The sequence below is a fragment of the Streptomyces sp. NPDC111628 genome (genome assembly GCF_055635195.1).
Window position 1 is genome coordinate 693,287 of record NZ_JBVKBZ010000004.1, and the last position, 13,907, is coordinate 707,193.

Consider the following 13,907-nt stretch of genomic DNA (forward strand, 5'->3'; position numbering starts at 1 on the left):
ATAGCGCTCACGTGGAGATCATGAGAGGAGAGAATGACGCCGCCAGGACGCCGCTAGAACGTCACCGTTTCCACCCGCACCGCGCACACCTTGAACTCCGGCATCCGCGAGGTCGGGTCCAGGGCCGGGTTGGTCAGGGTGTTGGCGCGGCCCTCGCCGGGCCAGTGGAAGGGCATGAACACGGTGTCGGGCCGGATGCCCGTGGTGATGCGGGCCGGTGCCACCGCCCGACCCCGCCGGGACACCACCGCCAGCGGGTCGCCCTCGGCCGCCCCCAGCCGTGCCGCGAGCCGCGGGTGCAGCTCCACGAACGGGCCCGGGGCGGCGGCGTTCAGCTCGGCCACCCGCCGGGTCTGCGCCCCGGACTGGTACTGCGACACGACCCGGCCGGTGGTCAGCAGCACGGGGTACTCCTCGTCCGGCTCCTCGGCGCTCGGCCGGTGCGTGACGGGCGCGAACCGGGCCCGGCCGTCGTCGGTGGCGAAGCGGTCGAGGAAGAGGCGCGGGGTGCCGGGGTGCGGCGCGGTGCGGAGGCCGGTGCCGCCGCTGCCCGTGGCGGTGCTGTTGCCGATGCCCGGGCGGGTGTCCCTGCCGGTGCCGGTGCCGGTGCCGGTGCCGGCACCGGCGTCGGCGGTGTGCGTGCCGTCGGCCGCGGGTTGCGCCGGGCACGGCCAGAAGACGCCGTTCTCCTGCGCCAGCCGCCGGTAGTCGATCCCGGAGTAGTCCGCCGGGCCGCCCGCGCTCGCCCGCCGCAGCTCCTCGAAGACCTCCTCGGGATCGGTCGGGAACCCCTTCTCCACGCCGAGCCGCCGCGCCAGCGCGTGCAGGACCTCCAGATCGCCGCGCACCCCGTCCGGCGGCGTGATCGCGCGCCGTCGCAGCAGTACCCGCCCCTCCAGGTTCGTCGTGGTCCCCGTCTCCTCCGCCCACTGGGTCACCGGCAGGACGACGTCCGCCAGTTCCGCCGTCTCGGAGAGCACCACGTCGCACACCGTCAGGAAGTCCAGCGACCGCAGCCGCCCCTCGACGTGCGCGGCCCGGGGCGCGGACACGACCGGGTTGGACCCCATGACCAGCAGCGACCGGACGTCCGTCCCCAGCGCGTCCAGCAGCTCGTACGCGCTGCGCCCCGGCCCCGGCAGCGCGTCGGGGTCCACGCCCCACACCTCGGCCACGTGCCGCCGCGCCGCCGGGTCGGTCAGCTTGCGGTACCCGGGCAACTGGTCGGCCTTCTGCCCGTGTTCACGCCCGCCCTGTCCGTTGCCCTGCCCGGTCAGACAGCCGTACCCGGACAGCGGCCGCCCGGCCCGCCCGGTCGCCAGGCACAGGTTGATCCACGCACCCACCGTGTCCGTGCCCTTGGCCTGCTGCTCGGGCCCGCGCGCGGTCAGCACCATCGCCGCCTCGGGCGCGCAGAACAGCCGTACCGCCTCCCGCAGTTCGGGAACGGACACCCCCGTGATCCGCTCCACGTACTCCGGCCAGTGCGCCATCGCCGCCGCCCGCGCCTCCTCCCAGCCGGACGTGCGCTCCTCGACGTACGCCTCGTCGACCCGGCCCTCGGCGACCACCAGGTGCAGCATGCCGAGCGCGAGGGCGAGGTCGGTGCCGGGCCGGGGCGCGAGGTGCAGGTCGGCCTGTTCGGCGGTCTTCGTCCGGCGCGGGTCGACGACGATCAGGGTGCCGCCGTTCTCCCGCAGTTCGGTGAAGTAGCGCAGGGACGGCGGCATCGTCTCCGCCGGGTTCGACCCGACGAGGATCACGCACCCGGACTTCGGGACGTCCTCCAGCGGGAACGGCAGCCCCCGGTCGAGCCCGAAGGCCCGCGTCCCGGCCGCCGCGGCCGACGACATGCAGAACCGCCCGTTGTAGTCGATCTGCGAGGTCCCGAGCACCACCCGGGCGAACTTGCCCAGCGCGTACGCCTTCTCGTTGGTCAGCCCGCCCCCGCCGAACACCCCGAGCGCGTCGGCGCCGTACCGCGCCCGCGTACGCTCCAGGTTCCCGGCGATCCGGTCCAGCGCCTCGTCCCAGCCGGCCGGCACCAGCGTGCCGTCGCCCGACCGCACCAGCGGCGAGGTCAGCCGCGCCCCCGGCGCCAGCACCGCCGCCGCCGTACGCCCCTTGCCGCACAGCGCGCCCCGGTTCACCGGGAAGTCCGCCCGCTCGGACACCTCGACGGTCCCGCCCTCGACGGGCGTCAGGTTCATCCCGCACTGCAGCGCGCAGTACGGGCAGTGCGTGGGGGTGGTGGCGGGGTTCCGCGTGCCGGTGCTCTGCATGCCGCCCAGCCTGCGGCTTCCGTGTTACGCGACCGGGCGGCGCCCTGTTACACGGCGGGGACGGCGGCCTCCCCGCCCCCGCCGGGCCGCGGTGAGGGACGCGTCATCCGGCGTCGGCCAGGGCCCGCGCCACCCCCGGCTCCCTCGGCCCGAGGAAGTGCGGGTCCGGCTCGAAGACCGCGTCCAGCGCCGCCTTGCCCGCCGCGAGGATCTCCCGGGCGCCCCCGTAGTACCAGGTCGCGTCGTGCTCGTCGTCGACCCCGACGCCGTACGACGCCACCCCCGCCTCCTGGCACAGCGCGACCGCCCGGCGGATGTGGAAGCCCTGGCTGATCAGCACCGCCCGGTCGACACCGAAGATCTTCTTCGCGCGGACGCAGGAGTCCCAGGTGTCGAAGCCCGCGTAGTCGCTGACGATCCGCCCGTCGGGCACCCCGTGCCGGACCAGATAGGCGCGCATGGCGTCCGGCTCGTCGTACTCCTCGCGGCTGTTGTCCCCGGTCACGAGCACCACCTCGATCCGCCCCGCCCGGTACAGCTCCGCCGCCGCGTCCAGCCGGTGCGCCAGGTACGGCGACGGCTCCCCGTCCCACAGCCCGGCCCCGAAGACGACCGCGACCTCGGTGCGCGGCACGTCGGCGGCGGTGCGCAGCCGGTCGTCCGTGGCCAGGTGCAGCCACGCGCTCGGCAGCAGCGCCAGCACGCACCCGGCCATCACCGCCTGGACCAGCCGCCGCCGCCCCTTCCGGGTGCGCGGCAGGCGCGGTCTGCGAAGTCTCGGGCGGCGCATTGGGACGGTCCCCTCCCCGGTCGGTTCCTGCCGTCAGGGACGCCCGCGCGCGCCGCCCGGTTCACCGGCCGCTCACACGGACGGTCCCGCGCCGTGTGAACCGACGGAAAATCCCCGTGACACCGACGCAACGGGGAGGCAATCTCCGGCCGTCACCCTTGGTGCATGACGGCGACGACAGTGACGAACTGCAGGACCGCAGCGGCCACCGGCGGCACCCCCGCCCTGGTCGTCGTCGCCCACGGCAGCCGCGACCCGCGCGCGCTCAGCACCGTACGGGCCCTGCTCGACCGGGTCCGCGCCCTGCGCCCCGCCCTGCCGGTGCACCTCGGCCACGTCGAGCTGAACGAGCCCCTGCTGCCGGACACGCTCACCGCCCTCGGCGACGGGGCGGCGGTCCTCGTCCCCCTCCTGCTCAGCCGCGGCTACCACGTCAAACGGGACATCCCGGAGATGGCCGCGGCCTCCCCGGCCCGCACCCGCGTGGCCGCCCCGCTCGGCCCGCACCCCCTCCTGGCGGACGCCCTCCAGGCCCGCCTCACGGAGGCCGGCTGGCCCACCCACGCGGGCCCGGACCACGCCGTCGTCCTCGCCTCGGCGGGCTCCCGGGACCCGGAGTCCCGCGCCGACACCGCCCGCACGGCGGCACTCCTCGCCACCCGCCTGGGCGTCCCGGTCGTCCCGGCGTACGCCTCGGCGGCGACCCCGACGGTCCCGGAGGCGGTACGCACCCTGACGGCCCGGGGCTGCCGCCGGGTGGCCGTCGCCTCCTGCTTCACGGCCCCGGGCCGCTTCGCGACCCAGTGCGCGGCCCAGGCCCCATGGATCACGTCGGCTCCACTGGGCACCCACCCGTCGATGGCCCACCTGCTCCTGCACCGCTACGACCAGGCACGTGAAGCGGGCGGCGAGACCATCGGACCTCAAGGGGCGCGGGGCGAGTCGACTTGCGGCTCCGCCGCGTGGGCGCGACCAGCCACAACCGAACCCGCACTCGCCCGATAACCGCACCCGGCAGACGAGTAGGCCCCCACCTGTCACACCTTCCGCATACTGTTCACGACATGGAAGGCACCGCACCCCTCACCCCGTACGACCCCACGTCAGTGGCCCGCTACGCCCCCGAGCCCGACAAACGCCCCGGCCGCACCGCCTTCCAGCGCGACCGCGCCCGCATCCTGCACTCCGCCGCGCTGCGCCGCCTGGCCGGGAAGACGCAGGTCGTCGCGCCGGGGGAGGGCAGCCCCGTCTGGGACGCCAGCCCCCGTACGCGCCTCACGCACTCCCTGGAGTGCGCCCAGGTCGGCCGGGAGCTGGGCGCCGCCCTCGGGTGCGACCCGGACCTCGTCGAGGCGGCCTGCCTCGCGCACGACCTGGGCCACCCGCCCTTCGGGCACAACGGCGAACAGGCGCTCAACGCCTTCGCCGAGGACTGCGGCGGCTTCGAGGGCAACGCCCAGTCGCTCCGGCTCCTCACCCGCATCGAGCCCAAGCGGTTCACCGAGGACGGCTCCGTCGGGCTCAACCTCACCCGCGCCACGCTCGACGCCGCCACCAAGTACCCGTGGCCCCGCGGGGCCCACCCCGCCGTCCCCGCCTCGCCCAAGTTCGGGGTGTACGACGACGACCGGCCCGTGTTCGAGTGGCTCCGCAAGGACGCGCCCGGCGCCCGTACCTGCTTCGAGGCCCAGGTCATGGACTGGGCCGACGACGTGGCGTACTCCGTGCACGACGTCGAGGACGGTCTGCACGCCGGTCACATCGACCCGAACTGCCTGCTCGCCGACCCCGAGCGCGAGGCCGTGTTCGACGCCGCCGTCGGACGGTACGTCCCGGCCGGCACCGACCACGCCGAACTGGCCGCCGCCCTCGACCGCCTCCTCGCCCAGGACTGGTGGCCGCACGGATACGACGGCTCGGCGGTCGCCCAGGCGCGGCTGAAGGACGCCACCAGCCAGCTCATCGGCCGATTCTGCCTGGCCGCCGAGGCCGCCACCCGGGCCGCGTACGGGGACGGCCGGCTCACCCGGTACACCGCCGAGCTGGTCGTGCCCCGCGAGACCCGCGTGGAGTGCGCGGTCCTCAAGGCGGTCGCCGTCCGCTACGTCATGCAGCGCACCGAGCAGGAGCGGCTCCGCGCCGACCAGCGGATCGTCGTCGCCGAGCTGGCCGAGGCGCTCACCGCCCGCGCGCCGGACGGGCTGGACCCCCAGTTTCGCGCCCTGTTCGACGCGGCCGCCGACGACCGGGCCCGCAAACGGGTGGTCGTCGACCAGATCGCCTCCCTCACCGACGCCTCGGCCCGCTCGCTTCACGCCCGCCTGACGGGGCATCCATGAGACTGGCGGCGGGACAGGCATGGCCCGAACACGGCCCGGATCGCGGCACTCCGTGGCCTGATCGGGTCACTGCCCCTTCCCGCACCACGCCACGTGCGGGACGCTCGCATGTGGCGGCACCCTGACGAGGAGGCAAACAAGTGGTCGACGCGGATCAGACATTCGTCATCGTCGGAGGCGGCCTGGCGGGCGCGAAGGCGGCCGAGACGCTCCGCACGGAGGGCTTCACCGGCCGGGTGATCCTCGTCTGCGACGAACGCGACCACCCCTACGAGCGCCCGCCGCTGTCCAAGGGCTACCTCCTCGGCAAGGAGGAGCGCGACAGCGTCTTCGTGCACGAGCCCGCCTGGTACGCACAGCACGACATCGAGCTGCACCTCGGCCAGACCGTCGTCGCGATCGACCGCGCCGCCAAGACCGTCCACTACGGCGACGACGGCACCCACGTCAGGTACGACAAGCTGCTCATCGCGACCGGCGCCGAGCCCCGTCGCCTGGACGTCCCCGGTACCGGCCTCGCGGGCGTCCACCACCTGCGCCGCCTGGCCCACGCCGAGCGCCTGAAGGGCGTCCTCGCCTCCCTCGGCCGGGACAACGGACACCTGGTGATCGCCGGTGCGGGCTGGATCGGCCTGGAGGTCGCGGCCGCGGCCCGCGAGTACGGCGCGGAGGTCACCGTCATCGAGCCCGCCCCGACCCCGCTGCACGGTGTCCTCGGTCCCGAGCTGGGCGCCGTCTTCGCCGAACTGCACGAGTCGCGCGGCGTCCGCTTCCGCTTCGGCGTGAAGCTGACCGAGATCGTCGGCCAGGACGGTGTGGTGCTGGCCGCCCGCACCGACGACGGCGAGGAGCACCCCGCGCACGACGTGCTCGCCGCGATCGGCGCCGCCCCGCGCACCGCGCTCGCCCAGGCCGCCGGGCTGGAGATCGCCGACCGGGCCCATGGCGGCGGCATCGTCGTCGACGACCACCTGCGCACCTCCGACCCCGACGTCTACGCGGCCGGTGACGTCGCCTCCTTCCACCACGCCCTCTTCGACACCAGCCTGCGCGTGGAGCACTGGGCCAACGCCCTGAACGGCGGTCCGGCCGCCGCCCGCGCGATGCTCGGCAAGGGCCTCGCCCACGACCGCGTGCCCTACTTCTTCACCGACCAGTACGACCTGGGCATGGAGTACTCCGGCTGGGCGCCGGCCGGGTCGTACGACCAGGTGGTGATCCGCGGGGACGCGGCGAAACGCGAGTTCATCGCCTTCTGGGTGAAGGAGGGCCGGGTGCTGGCCGGGATGAACGTCAACGTGTGGGACGTCACGGAGCCGATCCAGCAGCTGATCCGCTCGAAGTCCCCGGTGGACACGGAGGCCCTGGCGAACCCGCACGTATCCCTCGAAAGCCTCGTCGCGTAGCTGTCGGTGCTCCCCCGACCCCAATTCCCGGGGCCAACCCCCGGGCCCCCGGCCGAACCACGGGAGTGCCGCGTCGGACAGCCGCTGCGCGGCGGGTTGCACCTCCGGGCGGAGCCCGCCCGGCCGGGGCCCGGACATGTCGGTGCCGCCCCGTAGACTTCACGCGTGGCAGGACGGATCAACGACGAGGACGTGAAGGCGGTACGGGACGCGGTCCCGATCGACGCCGTCGTCTCGGAGTACCTCCAGCTGCGAGGCGCGGGCGGCGGCAACCTGAAGGGGCTGTGCCCGTTCCACGACGAGAAGTCGCCGTCCTTCCAGGTCAGTCCGAGCAAGGGGTTCTTCCACTGCTTCGGCTGCCAGGAGGGCGGCGACACCATCACGTTCGTGATGAAGATCGACCACCTCACCTTCTCGGAGGCGGTCGAGCGTCTGGCCGGCCAGGCCGGCATCACGCTGCGCTACGAGGAGGGCGGGTACAACCCCTCCCACCAGCGCGGTGAGCGCATCCGCCTGGTCGAGGCCCACAAGATCGCCGCGCAGTGGTACGCGGAACAGCTCGCCACCGGCCCCGAGGCGGACACCGGCCGCGCCTTCCTCGCCGACCGAGGTTTCGACCAGGCCGCCGCCGAGCACTTCGGCGTCGGCTACAGCCCCCAGGGCTGGGACCACCTCACCCGCTTCCTGCGCGGCAAGGGCTTCAGCGACAAGGAGCTGCTGCTCTCCGGCCTGTCCCAGGAGGGCCGCCGCGGCCCCATCGACCGCTTCCGCGGCCGGCTGATGTGGCCGATCCGCGACATCGGCGGCGACGTCGTCGGCTTCGGCGCCCGCAAGCTCTACGAGGCGGACAACGGCCCGAAGTACCTGAACACCCCCGACACGGCCATCTACAAGAAGTCCCAGGTCCTCTACGGCATCGACCTCGCCAAGAAGGACATCGCGAAGGCGTCCCGCGCCGTCGTCGTCGAGGGCTACACGGACGTCATGGCCTGCCACCTCGCCGGGGTCACCACCGCCATCGCCACCTGCGGCACCGCCTTCGGCGGCGACCACATCAAGATCCTGCGCCGTCTCCTCATGGACAACGGCTCGGCCCGCGTCATCTTCACCTTCGACGGCGACGCGGCCGGACAGAAGGCGGCCCTGCGCGCCTTCGAGGACGACCAGAAGTTCGCCGCCGAGACCTACATCGCCATCGCCCCCGACGGCATGGACCCCTGCGACCTGCGCCTGGCCAAGGGCGACGACGCCGTCGCCGACCTGGTCGAGCCGCGCACCCCGCTCTTCGAGTTCGCGCTGCGCCAGATCGTGGCCCGCTACGACCTGGACACCCCCGCCGGCCGCGCCTCCGCCCTGGACGAGGCCGCGCCGGTCGTCGCCCGGATCAAGAACAGCGGCGCCCAGCACGAGGTCGCCGTGCAGCTCGCCGGCATGCTCGGCATCCTCGACACCCAGTTCGTGGTCAAGCGGATCGCCCAGCTGGCCCGCTGGGCCCGCGACCGCGGCGGCAAGGGCCCCGCCCCCGACCAGCGGCAGCGCGGCGGCGCCCCGCAGCAGCAGGCCGGACCCATGACGGCCACCCCCCGGGGCCCGGCCCTCAACCTCCGCAACCCGGTCTTCGCCACCGAACGCGAGCTGCTCAAGCTCGCCCTCCAGCGCCCCGAGCTGGTCTCCCCGGCCTTCGACGCGTACGGCGTCGACGAGTTCACCGCCCCGCCCTACGCCGCCGTACGCGAGGCGATCATGGAAGCGGGCGGCGCCGAGTTCGGCGTCCAGGACCCGCAGGACTACCTGGTCCGGGTCCGCGATGCCGCCCCCGACGACGCCGTCCGCGCCATGGTCACCGAACTCGCGGTCGAGGCGATCATGCTGCACCGCGGCGTGAAGGGCGTCGACGAGGTCTACGCGGGCGCCCAGCTGGTCACGGTCCGCCGCCGCGCCGTCGAACGCCGCATCCGCGACATCACCGGCCGCCTCACCCGCCTCTCCGGCCACGGCGACCCCGCCGAACTGGCCGCCGTGCAGAACGAGCTGTGGATCCTCCAGCAGTACGACCAGAACCTCCGCGAACACGGCGCCGCCGCGCTCTAGGACCGGCCCCGGGAACACCCGCGGGTAACCGTGCGGTCACGCCCCGGACGCAAAAAGTCACCGCACGCCCCTCGTGGCGGCGATGTGTCGTACCCCACACTGGGGGCGGTACCTGAGTGCACGCGTGCGAGGCGGACAGCGGCGAGCGAGCCGGCTCCGCCCCCGACGTACCGCCGCCGGCCCCCGCCGGCCGCGTCCATCCTGGAGGTCGCCCCCGTGCAGACCCAGACCCTCACCCAGACCGACACCGGTGCCGGCGGCGCGGAGCCGGACGCGGAGCGCGGTGTGCTCGTCGCGATGCCCGCGCAGCCCGGTGCCGGAGCGGCCCTGCCCCACCCCGGCGCCCCCGCGGACGTGCCCGAGCACCCGGAACCGCCGCCGCCCACCCGCACGGAGTCCGGCGGGCCCTCCTCCGACCTGTTCCGGCAGTACCTGCGCGAGATCGGCCGGATCCCGCTGTTGTCCGCGGCCGAGGAGGTCGACCTCGCCCGGCGGGTGGAGGCCGGGCTGTTCGCCGAGGAGAAGCTGCGGCGCACCCCCGACCTGGACAGCCGCCTCGCCCTCGACCTCGACCGGCTCGTCGTCATGGGCCGCCTCGCCAAGCGCCGGCTGATCGAGGCCAACCTGCGGCTCGTGGTGTCGGTGGCCAAGCGGTACGTCGGGCGCGGGCTGACCATGCTGGACCTGGTCCAGGAGGGGAACCTGGGCCTGATCCGGGCGGTCGAGAAGTTCGACTACGCCCGGGGCTACAAGTTCTCCACCTACGCCACCTGGTGGATCCGCCAGGCCATGTCCCGCGCCCTGGCCGACCAGGCCCGCACCATCCGCGTCCCCGTCCACGTCGTGGAGCTGATCAACCGGGTCGTCCGCGTCCAGCGCCGGATGCTCCAGGAGCGCGGCTACGAGCCCACCCCGCAGGAGGTCGCCGCCCACCTGGACCTGGCGCCCGAGCGGGTCGGCGAGGTGCTGCGGCTGGCGCAGGAGCCGGTGTCGTTGCACGCCCCGGTCGGCGAGGAGGACGACGTCGCCCTCGGTGACCTCATCGAGGACGGCGACGCCGCCAGCCCCGTCGAGTCGGCCGCCTTCCTGCTGCTGCGCCAGCACCTGGAGGCAGTGCTCTCCACCCTCGGCGAACGCGAACGCAAGGTCGTCCAGCTCCGCTACGGCCTGGCCGACGGCCGCCCCCGCACCCTGGAGGAGATAGGCCGCCTCTTCGGCGTCACCCGCGAACGCATCCGCCAGATCGAGTCCAAAACCCTCAACAAACTCCGCGACCACGCCTACGCGGACCAGCTGAGGGGCTACCTGGACTGACCCCCCGTCCCACCCCGCCTTCACCCCACCTCGGCCACCGCCTCCGCGAACTGCGCCTGGTACAGCCGCGCGTACGCGCCGTCCGCGGCCAGCAGCTCCGTGTGCGCCCCCTGCTCCACGATCGCCCCGTCCTCCATCACCAGAATCGTGTCCGCGTCCCGGATCGTCGACAGCCGGTGCGCGATCACGAACGACGTCCGCCCGTGCGCCAGCTTCGCCATCGCCTTCTGGATCAGCACCTCCGTCCGCGTGTCCACGGACGACGTCGCCTCGTCGAGCACCAGGATCACCGGGTCGGACAGGAACGCCCGCGCGATGGTGATCAGCTGCTTCTCGCCCGCGCTCACCCCCGTGCCCTCGTCGTCGATCACCGTGTCGTAGCCGTCGGGCAGCGTCCGTACGAACCGGTCGGCGTGCGCGGCCCGCGCGGCCTCCTCGATCTCCCCGCGGGTGACCTCCCGCGAGGCCCCGTACGCGATGTTCTCCGCGATGGTGCCGCCGAACAGCCAGGTGTCCTGGAGCACCATGCCGATCCCGGCCCGCAGCTCGTCCCGGGACATCTTCGCGATGTCGACGCCGTCCAGGGCGATCCGCCCGCCGGAGACCTCGTAGAACCGCATCAGCAGGTTGACCAGTGTGGTCTTGCCCGCACCCGTCGGGCCGACGATGGCGACCGTGTGGCCGGGCTCCACCTTCAGCGACAGGTCCTCGATCAGCGGCTTCTCGGAGTCGTAGCGGAAGGACACGTGGTCCAGTTCCACCCGGCCGCGCAGGTCCTCGGGCCGGGCGCCCGGGATCGGGTCCGCCGACTGCTCCTCGGCGTCCAGCAGCTCGAAGACCCGCTCCGCCGACGCCACGCCCGACTGCACCAGGTTCGCCATCGACGCGACCTGCGTCAGCGGCATCGAGAACTGCCGGGAGTACTGGATGAAGGCCTGCACGTCGCCGATGGACAGCTGGCCCGAGGCCACCCGCAGCCCGCCGACCACCGCGACCAGCACGTAGTTCAGGTTGGACACGCACATCATCAGCGGCTGCATGATCCCGCTGTTGAACTGCGCCTTGAACCCGGCCTCGTACAGCGCGTCGTTCTGCTCGGCGAACTGCTTCGCCGACTCCTCCTGGCGCCCGAACACCTTCACCAGCGCGTGCCCGGTGTACATCTCCTCGATGTGCGCGTTCAGCTGCCCCGTCGAGCGCCACTGCTGCACGAACTGCGGCTGCGACCGCTTGCCCACCCGCGTGGCCACCACGAAGGACAGCGGCACGGTCACCAGGGCGACCAGCGCCAGGATCCAGGAGACGTAGAACATCATCGCCAGCACGCCGATGATGGTGAGCAGCGAGTTGATCAGCTGGCCCATCGACTGCTGGAGCGTCTGCCCGATGTTGTCGATGTCGTTGGTGGCGCGGCTGAGCACCTCGCCGCGCTGGCGCTTGTCGAAGTACGACAGCGGCAGCCGCGACAGCTTCGTCTGGACGTCCTCGCGCAGCCGGAACATGGTCCGGTTCACCGCCCGGTTCACCAGCCGCGTGGCCACCGCCATCAGCAGACCGGCCACCGCGAACGTCGCCAGTGCGAGGAGCAGCACCTCGCCGACCGCGCCGAAGTCGATGCCCTGCCCCGGGGTGAAGTCCGTGCTGCGGAGCATGTCGGCGACGTTGCCGTCACCGTGCTCGCGCATGTTGGCCAGAACCTGCTCCTTCGTGGCCCCGGACGGCATGTCCCGCCCGACGATGCCGGCGAAGACCAGGTCGGTGGCCCGGCCGAGGATCTTCGGCCCGACCACGTTGAGGCCGACGCTGACGACCACGCACGCCAGCAGCGTGAACAGCGTCGCCCGCTCCGGCCGGAACTGGGAGACGAGCCGTTTGCTCGACCCCTTGAAGTCCATCGATCGCTGGTCGGGGCCGCCCCCGGCCATCATGCGACCCGCAGGCCCAGCCATCAGGCAGCCTCCGCTTCCGTCAGCTGGGAGAGCACGATCTCCCGGTAGGTCTCGTTGTCCGCCATCAGCTCGTGGTGCCGGCCCACGCCGACCACCCGCCCCTCGTCCAGCACGACGATCCGGTCCGCGTCCCGGATGGTCGACACCCGCTGCGCCACGATCACCACGGTCGCCTCGGCGGTCTCCTGGGCCAGCTCGGCCCGCAGCGCCGCGTCGGTGGCGTAGTCGAGGGCGGAGAAGGAGTCGTCGAAGAGGTAGATCTCCGGGCGCTGGACCAGTGTCCGGGCGATCGCGAGGCGCTGGCGCTGACCGCCCGACACGTTGGTGCCGCCCTGCGCGATCGGCGCGTCGAGTCCGCCCTCCAGCTCGGAGACGAAGTCCTTGGCCTGCGCCACCTTCAGCGCGTGCCACAGCTCCTCGTCCGTGGCGTCCGGATTGCCGTAGCGCAGATTGCTCGCGACGGTGCCGGCGAAGAGGTACGGCTTCTGCGGCACCAGGCTCACCACCTTGGCCAGTGTCTTGGGGCCGACGGTCCGCACGTCCACCCCGTCGACCAGCACCTGGCCGTCGGTGGTGTCGAAGAGCCGGGGGACCAGCCCCAGCAGGGTCGACTTGCCGCTGCCGGTCGAGCCGATGACGGCGGTCGTCTCGCCCGGCTTCGCCACCAGATCGATGTGCCTGAGCACCGGCTCCTCGGCACCGGGGTAGCGGAAGCCCGCCTCCCGGATCTCCAGGTGCCCGTGCCGGCGCAGCTCGGTGACCGGCGCCACCGGCGCCACCACGCTGCTCTCGGTCTCCAGGACCTCCTGGATGCGCTCGGCGCACACCTCCGCGCGCGGCACCATCATGAACATGAAGGTGGCCATCATCACGGACATGACGATCTGCATCAGGTAGGCGAGGAACGCCGTCAGGTCGCCGATCTGCATCCCGCCGTTGTCGATCCGGTGGGCACCGAACCACACCACCGCGATCGACGACAGGTTCACCACCGTCATGACCACCGGGAACATCAGCGCCAGCAGGTTGCCGGTGCCGAGCGCCACGTCGGTCAGCTCGGTGTTGGCCTTCCGGAAGCGCTGCTGCTCGTACTCGTCGCGCACGAAGGCGCGGATGACGCGGTTGCCGGTGATCTGCTCGCGCAGCACCCGGTTCACCGTGTCGAGGCGCACCTGCATCTTCCGGAACAGCGGGCGCAGCTTCCGCACGATCAGCGTGACGCAGACCGCCAGCACCGGCACGACCCCGAGCAGCACCCCGGACAGCGGCACGTCCAGGCCGAGCGCCATCACGATGCCGCCCACGCACATGATCGGCGCCGACACCATCAGCGTGAACGTCATCAGGGCCAGCATCTGGACCTGCTGCACGTCGTTGGTGGTCCGGGTGATCAGCGAGGGCGCGCCGAAGTGGCCCACCTCGCGCGCCGAGAAGGACTGCACCCGGTCGAAGACGGCACCGCGCACGTCCCGGCCGAGGGCGGCCGCGGTGCGCGCCCCGTAGAAGACCGCACCGATGTTGCAGACCACCTGGGCCAGCGAGATGCCGATCATCAGGGCGCCGTAGCTCAGGATGTAGCCCGAGTCACCCTTCACGACGCCTTCGTCGATGATGTCGGCGTTCAGGGTCGGCAGGTAGAGGGAGGCACAGGTCTGCAGGAACTGCAGCGCCACCAGCAGGGCGATGGGTTTCTTGTAGGGCCTGAGATAGGTCCGCAGTAGTCGTATGAGCACACT

General features: G+C 72.8%; 8 protein-coding genes and 1 pseudogene. 5 read left to right on the forward strand and 4 right to left on the reverse strand.

From position 1 onward, the window contains the following. Positions 1 to 53 precede the first annotated feature (53 nt). Entirely contained in the window at positions 54 to 2,282 is a 2,229-nt protein-coding gene (locus ACZ7MF_RS25075; protein ID WP_471479901.1) for a molybdopterin oxidoreductase family protein, read from the reverse strand. Positions 2,283 to 2,385: 103 nt separating this feature from the next. Then, the gene (locus ACZ7MF_RS25080; protein ID WP_471479903.1) at positions 2,386 to 3,072 is read right to left on the reverse strand and encodes a SanA/YdcF family protein; all 687 of its coding nucleotides are present in this window, start codon (positions 3,070 to 3,072) and stop codon (positions 2,386 to 2,388) included. Positions 3,073 to 3,237: 165 nt separating this feature from the next. On the opposite strand from ACZ7MF_RS25080, the gene ACZ7MF_RS25085 reads away from it, so the two are divergent. From ACZ7MF_RS25085 to ACZ7MF_RS25105, 5 genes and pseudogenes are all read left to right on the forward strand, one after another. Next, positions 3,238 to 4,077: a sirohydrochlorin chelatase gene (locus tag ACZ7MF_RS25085; RefSeq protein ID WP_471479905.1), complete on the forward strand. Its 840-nt coding sequence runs from the start codon at positions 3,238 to 3,240 to the stop codon at positions 4,075 to 4,077. A 59-nt stretch (positions 4,078 to 4,136) separates the two neighbouring features. After that, a complete protein-coding gene (locus tag ACZ7MF_RS25090; RefSeq protein WP_471479907.1) occupies positions 4,137 to 5,411 on the forward strand; it encodes a deoxyguanosinetriphosphate triphosphohydrolase in 1,275 nt (424 codons plus the stop codon). A gap of 140 nt (positions 5,412 to 5,551) precedes the next feature. Next, the gene (locus tag ACZ7MF_RS25095; protein WP_356860571.1) at positions 5,552 to 6,817 is read left to right on the forward strand and encodes an NAD(P)/FAD-dependent oxidoreductase; all 1,266 of its coding nucleotides are present in this window, start codon (positions 5,552 to 5,554) and stop codon (positions 6,815 to 6,817) included. Positions 6,818 to 6,982: 165 nt separating this feature from the next. Then, a complete protein-coding gene (dnaG, locus tag ACZ7MF_RS25100) occupies positions 6,983 to 8,908 on the forward strand; it encodes a DNA primase (protein WP_471479909.1) in 1,926 nt (641 codons plus the stop codon). 124 nt (positions 8,909 to 9,032) lie between these two features. Next, a pseudogene (locus ACZ7MF_RS25105) lies at positions 9,033 to 10,222 on the forward strand (RNA polymerase sigma factor). 20 nt (positions 10,223 to 10,242) lie between these two features. Here ACZ7MF_RS25105 and ACZ7MF_RS25110 read toward each other — a convergent pair. Together ACZ7MF_RS25110 and ACZ7MF_RS25115 are read right to left on the reverse strand one after the other, a co-directional pair. Then, the gene (locus tag ACZ7MF_RS25110; RefSeq protein WP_471479911.1) at positions 10,243 to 12,171 is read right to left on the reverse strand and encodes an ABC transporter ATP-binding protein; all 1,929 of its coding nucleotides are present in this window, start codon (positions 12,169 to 12,171) and stop codon (positions 10,243 to 10,245) included. Beyond that, positions 12,171 to 13,904 carry an ABC transporter ATP-binding protein gene (locus ACZ7MF_RS25115; RefSeq protein WP_471479912.1) on the reverse strand — a complete coding sequence of 578 codons (1,734 nt, stop codon included), beginning with the start codon at positions 13,902 to 13,904 and terminating at the stop codon, positions 12,171 to 12,173. The genes ACZ7MF_RS25110 and ACZ7MF_RS25115 overlap by 1 nt, the downstream gene beginning before the upstream one ends. Positions 13,905 to 13,907 lie beyond the last annotated feature (3 nt).